The following is a 9195-nucleotide window of genomic DNA, read 5'->3' as shown; positions in this document are numbered from 1 at the left end:
GCCGGCGATGGCGCCGCCGGTGAAGGCGAGGCCAGCAGCGGTCAGAGCGGTCTTACGAATCAGATCGGTACGCATGATGGCGTGCTCCTCTGCATGTGGGGAAAACGCGACGACACACAAGCGGGGGCGGTGTGCCGAGCGGGAAAGTTCACGGCGGGACGGGGCCCGGCGGCCCGGCGGGGGCCTGCACGGGGATGTCCCGGAGGGTGGTGCAACGGCCCGGGGCAGCGAGTCATTCCGCCAACGTTCTTCCCAGACCGGGGACGACCGGTGGTGCTCGGCTGTGCGGGGGTGTAACGGTGGCGGCCGGGCGGGTGTTCCCGGCGGCTGCCGCGCCACCGAAGCCCGAGGCTCGCGGCGGCATGCCAGGTATAACGACCCCGCCGGGTCCCCGATTCCGCCACCAGGGTGGCACCGACCACGGGACGCCACCGCCCGGACCGGACAAACCACCCACTGGAAACGGACATCCGCACCAGCCGGTGGTGATCGACTCGACTTCGGCGATACCGGGGTATCCGGGCGCGCGGGACACCCCGACATCACCGAACCCGAGTGGATCACCTCCAGGCGGCCCCACCGCCACCTGATGATCGTGCTCGATCCCGGAAACAGGCCCCTCACCCTGCCGGCGAGACCACTACATCCAGGATCGAGCACGATCATGCCCGCCCGAGACGTGCCGTGCACGGTGTCCCTCGGTGGGCGACACGCCACTGCACGCCGACCTCCGGGTCACGCCACCACCCCGGGGGGTTGATCGACTCGACTTCGGCGATACCGGGGTATCCGGACGCGCCGGACACCCCGACATCACCGAACCCGAGTCGATCACCTCCACGCGGCCCGACCGCCACCGGATGATCGCGCTCGATCCAGGAAACAGGGGCCTCACCCTGCCAACTAGGCCACTACATCCAGGATCGAGCACGATCATGCGGGGCGCGAGGATTGTCGCGGTGTGTCTACGCGCTGGGCGTCGCCCCCGCGCTGCGGATCGCCTACGCGCAGGGCGTCGCCTACGCGCAGGGCGTCGCCCCCCGCGCTGCGGGTCGCCCCCGCGCAGGGCGTCGCCCCCCGCGCTGCGGGTCGCCTACGCGCTGGGCGTCGACTCGGCGCTGTCGTCCGCTTTTGCGCCCTTGTCGAGGGCGGTCAGGATCGCCTCGGCGGTGCGTCGACCCACCCCGGGTACCTCGGTGATCTCTTCGACGGTCGCCGTCGAGAGTCGCTTCAGCGAGCCGAAGTGCCGTAGCAGCGCCTTGCGGCGTACCTCGCCCAGGCCGGGGACATTGTCCAGCGCCGACTCGGTCATCCGCTTCGAGCGACGCTGGCGGTGGAACGTGATGGCGAAGCGGTGCGCCTCGTCGCGGACCCGTTGCAGCAGGTAGAGACCCTCCGAGGTGCGCGGCAGGATGACCGGGAACTCGTCGTCGGGGAGCCACACCTCCTCCAGCCGCTTGGCGAGGCCGCACAGCGCGACATCGTCGATGCCCAAATCGGCGAGGGCCTGGGCGGCCGCCGCAACCTGCGGGGCGCCGCCGTCGACGACCACCAGTTGTGGCGGGTACGCGAATTTCCGCGGCCGGCCGGTGGTCGGGTCGACCAGGATGCCGATCTGCGGATCCGTGGCGCCGCCGGGCGCGGTCGGGTCGTCGGCGGACTCCACGCCCACCTCGCCCGTCTCGGCCCGCGCGTCGAGGTAACGGGCGAAGCGGCGGCGTAGCACCTCGGACATGGCGGACAGGTCGTCGGTGGCGCCCCGCACGATGAACCGCCGGTACTCACTCTTGCGGGGCAGCCCGTCCTCGAAGACCACCATGCTGGCGACCACGTCGGTGCCCTGGATCTGCGAGATGTCGAAGCACTCGATGCGCAGCGGCGAGGTACGCATGCCGAGCGCCTCAGTGATCTCGTCCAGCGCCTTGCCGCGGGTGGTCAGGTCGCCGGACCGCTTGAGCTTGTGCCGGGCCAGCGCGTCCTTGGCGTTGCGCTCCACCGTCTCCATGAGCGAACGCTTGTCGCCGCGCTGCGGCACGCGCAGTGACACCCGACTGCCCCGGTGGCTGCTGAGCCACTCGGCCAGCGCGTCGGCGTCGGCGGGCAACTCGGGCACCAGCAGCTCGCGGGGCACGTCGGCTTCGCCGTGCTCGCCGCCGTACACCTGGGTGCAGAAGTGGTGCACCAGGTCGCCGGTGGTCAGGTCCTCGGTCTTTTCCACCACCCACCCGCGCTGGCCGCGGACCCGGCCGTCGCGGACGTGGAAGACCTGCACGGCCGCCTCGAGCGGGTCGTCGGCGAACGCGACCACGTCGGCGTCGGTGCCATCGCCGAGCACCACGGTCTGCTTCTCCATGGCCCGGCGCAGGGCGGCCACGTCGTCGCGCAGCCGGGCGGCCCGCTCGAACTCCAGGTGCTCGCTCGCCTCGGTCATCTCGCGCTCGATCTTGCGGACCATGGTGTCGGTGCGCCCGGCCATGAAGTCGCAGAAGTCGTCGACGATCGCACGGTGCTCGTCGGCGGAGACGGTGCCGACGCACGGCGCCGAGCACTTGCCGATGTAGCCCAGCAGGCAGGGACGACCGACCTGGCCGGCCCGCTTGAACACGCCGGCCGAGCAGGTGCGCGCGGGGAACACCCGCAGCAGCAGGTCGAGGGTCTCCCGGATGGCCCAGGCGTGCGAGTACGGACCGAAGTAGCGCACACCCTTGCGCTTCGCGCCGCGCATCACCTGGAGTCGCGGGTACTCCTCGTCGAGGGTGACGGCAAGATAGGGGTACGACTTGTCGTCGCGGTAGCGGACGTTGAACCGGGGGTCGTACTGCTTGATCCAGGTGAACTCCTGCTGGAGCGCCTCGACCTCGGTGCCGACGGTGATCCAGTCCACCGACTCGGCCGTGGTGACCATCTGGCGGGTGCGCTCGTGCAGGTTCCACACGTCGCCGAAGTAGGAGTTGAGCCGGCTGCGCAGGTTTTTCGCCTTGCCGACGTAGATCACCCGGCCGGTGCCGTCGCGGAAGCGGTAGACCCCCGGTGACTCCGGGATGGTGCCGGGTGCGGGACGGTAGGTCGAGGGGTCAGCCACGTCGACAAGCCTAGTCCGCACCCCCGACACCCACCGCGAGCACTTGATCCACTCGGTTTCCGGGAAGTCGGGGTGTCCGGTGCCTACCGACACCCCGACTTCATGGAACGCGAGTCGATCAAGCCGTCGAGCCGCGCGGGTCAGGCGAGGGAGATCTGGTCCCCGGTCACCTTGATGTCCTTCGGCGGCAGCGGCTTGGTGGCCGGACCGGCCTTCACCGAGCCGTCCTCGATCGAGAACTTGCTGTTGTGGCAGGTGCAGTTGATGGTGCCGCCGTCGACGTTCGTCACGGGGCAGTTCTGGTGCGTACAGATCGGGCTGAAGCCCTTGAACTGACCGGCCGTGGGCTGGGTGATCACGACGCCCTCGGCGGCGAGGACCTTGCCGCCGCCGACCGGGATGTCGGCGGTGGTGGCCAGCGACTGGGCGTTCTGCCGATCCCCGCCGCCCGCGTCCCCGGTGCTGGGCACCGCCGGGCCGCCGCTGGTGGGGGCACCGCTGCCACTGCCGTCGTCGTCACTGCCGCAGGCCGCCAGGACGACGGCCGCGCCGACGGCCCCGACGCCGGTGAGCAGGGTACGACGGGTCTGCGTACCCGGTCCGGTCAGCGCCTGATCGTCGCTCATGCCTCGCCTCTCTCTCGCCCAGTGCGCCGGTCCAAAAGCCGGCCACACTTCTCTCCACGGGCAACTGTGCCGGATAGTTCACCCCGGCATCGGTGCGACACCCCGCAAAAGGGTCGGGGCGGGTCGTCATCCGACCCGCCCCGAAAGAGTTGCGTCGCGGTCAGCGCGCGCCGGCCGGCACCTTGCGGCTGGCCCGCGTCTTGGTGGCGCCGTTGGCCTTGGCGGCGCGGGTGGTCGCCGCCGCCGCGCCCTTGGCCTCGCCGTCGAGCTTGAGCACCTGACGCAGGAACTGGCCGGTGTGGCTCTCGGGCACCTCGGCGACCTCCTCCGGGGTGCCGGTGGCGAGCACCATGCCGCCCCGGTGGCCGCCCTCCGGACCCATGTCGATCAGCCAGTCGGCCGTCTTGATCACATCGAGGTTGTGCTCGATGGTGATCACCGTGTTGCCCTTGTCGACCAGCCCTTCGAGCACCATCAGCAGCTTGCGGATGTCCTCGAAGTGCAGACCGGTGGTCGGCTCGTCGAGCACGTAGACCGTCCGCCCGGTGGAGCGCTTCTGCAGCTCGGAGGCCAGCTTGACCCGCTGCGCCTCGCCGCCGGAGAGGGTCGGCGCGGGCTGCCCGAGGCGGACGTACCCCAGGCCGACGTCGACGAGCGTCTTGAGGTGCCGGTGGATGGCCGGGATCGCGGAGAAGAACTCCGCGGCCTCCTCGATCGGCATCTCCAGCACGTCCGAGACGGTCTTGCCCTTGTAGTGCACCTCCAGGGTCTCCCGGTTGTACCGGGCGCCCTTGCAGACCTCGCAGGGGACGTACACGTCGGGCAGGAAGTTCATCTCGATCTTGATGGTGCCGTCGCCGGAGCACGCCTCACAGCGACCGCCCTTGACGTTGAACGAGAACCGGCCCGGCCCGTACCCCCGGACCTTGGCCTCGGTGGTCTCGGCGAAGAGCTTGCGGACGTGGTCCCAGACCCCCGTGTAGGTGGCCGGGTTGGAGCGCGGGGTACGGCCGATCGGCGACTGGTCCACACCGACGACCTTGTCCACGTGCTCCAGACCGGAGACCCGGGTGTGCCGGCCGGGCACCAGCCGAGCGCCGTTGATCTGGTTGGCCAGCACGGCGTACAGGATGTCGTTGACCAGCGTCGACTTGCCCGAGCCGCTGACCCCGGTGACCGCGATGAGCTGGCCCAGCGGGAACGAGACGGTCAGGTTGCGCAGGTTGTGCTCGCGCGCGCCGTGCACCACCAGCTCGCGGGCCGGATCCTGCGGGCGGCGGCCCGTCGGTGTCGGGATCGACCGGCGCCCCGACAGGTACGCCCCGGTGATCGACTCCTTGTTCTTCAGCAGGGCCGGCACCGAGCCGCTGTGCACGATCTTGCCGCCGTGCTCGCCAGCGCCGGGCCCGATGTCGACGATCCAGTCGGCGACGCGGATGGTGTCCTCGTCGTGCTCCACCACGATCAGCGTGTTGCCCAGACCGCGCAGCCGGATCAGGGTCTCGATCAGCCGATGGTTGTCGCGCTGGTGCAGACCGATCGACGGCTCGTCGAGCACGTAGAGCACGCCGACCAGGCCGGAGCCGATCTGGGTGGCCAGCCGGATGCGCTGCGCCTCGCCGCCGGACAGCGTGCCGGCCGGCCGGTCCAGCGAGAGGTAGTCCAGGCCGACGTCGAGCAGGAACCGCAGCCGGGCGTTGATCTCCTTGAGGACGCGCTCGGCGATCATCTTCTGCCGGTCGGTCAGCTCGATGCCGGCGAGCAGGTCGGCGCACTCCCCCACCGACAGGTTGCAGACCTCGGCGATGCTCTTGCCGGCGAGGGTGACCGCGAGCACCTCGGGCTTGAGCCGGGCGCCGCCGCACGCCGCGCACGGCACGTCGCGCATGTAGCCCTCGTACTTGTCGCGGGACCACTCGGACTCGGTGTCGGAGTGCCGGCGCTCGATCCACTGCACCACGCCCTCGAACCCGGTGTAGTAGGAGCGCTCGCGACCGTACTTGTTGCGGTAGCGCACGTGCACCTGGTCGTCGGAGCCGTGCAGGATCGTCTTCTGCGCCCGCGCCGGCAGCGCCCGCCACGGGGTGTCGACGTCGAAGTGCTGGGCCTCGCCGAGCGCCTCCAGCAGGCGCAGGAAGTATTCCAGGTTGTGCCCGGTGGACCAGGGCTGGATGGCGCCCTCGCGCAGGGTGCGCTCCGGGTCGGGGACCAGCAGCTCCGGGTCGACCTCCTTCTTGGTGCCCAGGCCGGTGCACTCCGGGCAGGCGCCGTACGGCGCGTTGAAGGAGAAGACCCGGGGCTCGAGATCCTCGATGGCCAGCGGGTGGTCGTTGGGGCAGGCCAGGTGCTCGGAGTAGCGGCGCTCCCGGTCCGGGTCGTCCTCCGGCAGGTCGACGAAGTCGAGCAGGACCAGCCCGCTGGACAGGCCCAGCGCGGCCTCGACCGAGTCGGTCAGCCGCTGCTTGGCGCTCGGCTTGACGGTGAGCCGGTCGATCACCACCTCGATGGTGTGCTTCTCCTGCTTCTTGAGCTTCGGCGGCTCGGTCAGCGGGTGCACCACGCCGTCGACGCGGGCCCGGGCGTAGCCCTTGGCCTGCAGCTCGGCGAAGAGGTCGACGTACTCGCCCTTGCGGCCGCGGATCACCGGCGCGAGCACCATGAACTTGGTGCCCTCGGCCATCGCGAGGACCCGGTCGACGATCTGCTGCGGGCTCTGCCGGGAGATCCGCTCGCCGCAGACCGGGCAGTGCGGCTCACCGATGCGGGCGAAGAGCAGCCGCAGGTAGTCGTAGACCTCGGTGATGGTGCCGACGGTCGAGCGCGGGTTGCGCGAGGTGGACTTCTGGTCGATCGAGACGGCCGGGCTCAGCCCCTCGATGAAGTCGACGTCGGGCTTGTCCATCTGCCCGAGGAACTGCCGGGCGTACGAGGAGAGCGACTCGACGTAGCGACGCTGCCCCTCGGCGAAGATCGTGTCGAAGGCCAGGCTCGACTTGCCCGACCCGGACAGCCCGGTGAACACGATGAGAGCGTCCCGGGGCAGGTCGAGACTGACGTCACGCAGGTTGTGCTCGCGCGCGCCACGGATGATCAGTCGGTCGGCCACAGTGCGTGTACTCCCGGGAGAAGACGAAGCGAAGGATCTGTCCCGCTCTGGGGGGATTTCGAGCGGTCGTGCGGGCGCGGAAAACACGCCTCGGCAACTCTAGCCCCGAGGTGTGACAGTTTTCCCCGCCCGCACATTCCCCCAGCTCAGCCCGGTCGGCCGCGCCACGCACGACCGCCCGTCAGTAACCTCCGGGCGACGGCGGCCGGGCCGCCCGACGCCGCGCCGATCGCCACCCGCCGCGCCGCTCGGCGGCCAGCCGCGCCTCGCGCCGCCGGCTCTCGTGGGTGACCTCCGACTGCAGACGCCGCCAGCTCTCCCACCGACGGGTGGACAGCTCACCGGTCCGCAACGCGTCGCGGACCGCGCAGGCCGGTTCGCCGTCGTGCCGACAGTCGGCGTACCGACAGCCCTCGGCCAGCCCGGCGATGTCGGCGAACGCCCGGTCCAGCCCGGCTACGCCGTCGAGCAGGCCGACCGCCCGTACGCCGGGTGTGTCGATGACGGCACCGCCGTTCGGGATCGGCACCAGGGCCCGCCACGTGGTGGTGTGCCGGCCCTTGCCGTCGACCCGACGGATCGCCTGGGTCGGCATCATCACCGCGCCGGCGAGCGCGTTGACCAGGCTCGACTTGCCGGCGCCGGACGGCCCGAGCAGCCCCAGCGTGCGACCCGGCGCGACCTCGGCGCGCAGCGGGTCCAGCCCCGTGCCGCGCTCGGCGCTGACCGACAGCACCGGCACACCGGGGGCGATCACGGCGAGCTGGCGGGCCAGCGCGGCCGGGTCGGCCGCGAGGTCGGCCTTCGTCAGCACCACGAGCGGCCGAGCCCCGGACTCGTGGACCAGGGAGAGCAGCCGCTCGATGCGGCCGACATCCGGCTCCGGGTGCACCGGCTCCACCACGGCGGCGGCGTCGAGGTTGGCGGCCAGCACCTGGCCGCTGGCGTCCTTGCCGGCGGTACGGCGGATCAGCGCGGCCCGCCGGGGCAGCACGGCCGCCACGGTGATCCGGCGGTCCGGCCAGTGCGTGAGCAGCACCCAGTCCCCCGCGCAGGGCAGTGCCGAGGGGTCCTGGACGGCGGCGGCCAGCACGGACGGGCCGAGGCTGGCCCGGACCGGGCCGCCGGCGGTGAGCACCGTGCAGACCCCCCGGTCCACCCGGGCCACCCGGCCGGGGTGGTGCTCGCCGCGTCGGGCGGCGTACGCCGCCCGGTCGGCGTCCCAGCCGAGGGCGGTCAGATCGATCGTCATGGCATCCTCATCGGTGTCGAGCTGGTGATGGCGGAACACGCGTGCCACGTCCGGCATGAACACCACCTCCGTCCGACGTCCCGGTGCCGCTTGTGAGGCCGACGGTAGGGCGCGGGGCGACGCGCCGAAAGCGATTTCCGCGACGACGGCGCGGCGCGGGCCCGCTAGGGTCGACGCGTGACCACGGGTCCGCTGCCGCTCGGGGGCGCGGCGGACGACACCACCGGCCGCCACGTTCGCCGTCGACCCCGACGGTCCCCCTGCCTACTCCACCGGAACGGATATGGACACGTCATGACCTACAGCGGAGATGTCACCCACGGCGGCCCGCCGGCGGTACGGGAGTTGGACGGGCTCACCATCAGCAAGCTGTCGGTGGGCCCGATGGACAACAACGCCTACCTGCTGCGCTGCACCGGCACCGGCGACCAGGTGTTGATCGACGCCGCCAACGAGGCGCCCCGGCTGCTGGAGCTGATCGGCGACGGTGGTCTGACCGCCGTGGTGACCACCCACCAGCACATGGACCACTGGGTGGCGCTGGAGGAGGTGGTCGCCAAGACCGGCGCGCGGGCGCTCGTGCACGCCGACGACGCGGCCGGGCTGCCGATCGAGGCGGAGCAGCTGGCCGATGGCGACACCGTGGCGGTCGGCGACTGCGCGCTGGAGGTCATCCACATCAAGGGCCACACGCCGGGTTCGATCGCGCTGCTCTACCGCGACCCGAGCGGCACCGGCCACCTGTTCACCGGCGACAGCCTCTTTCCCGGCGGCGTTGGCAACACGGATCAGGACCCGCAGCGCTTCGCCGCGCTGATCGACGACGTCGAGCACAAGCTGTTCGACCAACTGCCGGACGACACCTGGTTCTACCCCGGCCACGGCAAGGACAGCACCCTGGGAGCAGAACGCCCATCCCTCCCCCAGTGGCGAGCCCGAGGCTGGTAACCCCCCAACACCACCCCCAAGCCCCGAACGATGGTCACCCAACGCTGACCAAACACCACTGAAGATCCAACCCACCGGCGGATCGCGACACCACCGGACGAACCGCCCCCACGACGGGTGCGGGGGGCAGGGCGGCCCCGAGGAAGGGGGAATGCGGGACGCCCCGGGGCCGGGGCCGCGG

General features: G+C 71.3%; 5 protein-coding genes. 1 reads left to right on the top strand and 4 read right to left on the bottom strand.

The features are described 5' to 3' along the window. Positions 1-1093: 1093 nt before the first annotated feature. From uvrC to rsgA, 4 genes are all read right to left on the bottom strand, one after another. A complete protein-coding gene (uvrC, locus tag ABZU46_RS29305) occupies positions 1094-3082 on the bottom strand; it encodes an excinuclease ABC subunit UvrC (protein ID WP_354862808.1) in 1989 nt (662 codons plus the stop codon). 140 nt (positions 3083-3222) lie between these two features. Further along, on the bottom strand, positions 3223-3708 hold the full coding sequence (locus ABZU46_RS29300) for a Rieske (2Fe-2S) protein (protein WP_354862806.1): 486 nt from the start codon (positions 3706-3708) through the stop codon (positions 3223-3225). Positions 3709-3868: 160 nt separating this feature from the next. Further along, positions 3869-6814, bottom strand: coding sequence for an excinuclease ABC subunit UvrA (uvrA, locus tag ABZU46_RS29295; protein WP_354862805.1), 2946 nt, complete (start codon positions 6812-6814; stop codon positions 3869-3871). Between the two features lie 181 nt (positions 6815-6995). Further along, positions 6996-8066: a ribosome small subunit-dependent GTPase A gene (gene rsgA / locus ABZU46_RS29290; RefSeq protein ID WP_354862803.1), complete on the bottom strand. Its 1071-nt coding sequence runs from the start codon at positions 8064-8066 to the stop codon at positions 6996-6998. A gap of 294 nt (positions 8067-8360) precedes the next feature. Between rsgA and ABZU46_RS29285 the strand changes: the two genes are divergently transcribed. Beyond that, on the top strand, positions 8361-9014 hold the full coding sequence (locus tag ABZU46_RS29285) for an MBL fold metallo-hydrolase (protein WP_354862801.1): 654 nt from the start codon (positions 8361-8363) through the stop codon (positions 9012-9014). The last annotated feature ends 181 nt before the right edge of the window (positions 9015-9195 follow it).

Source organism: Micromonospora sp. NPDC005197, assembly GCF_040608295.1.
GTDB lineage: Bacteria > Actinomycetota > Actinomycetes > Mycobacteriales > Micromonosporaceae > Micromonospora.
Note: the sequence above shows the minus strand (reverse complement) of the source record. Positions and strands in the feature narration are given on the sequence as shown.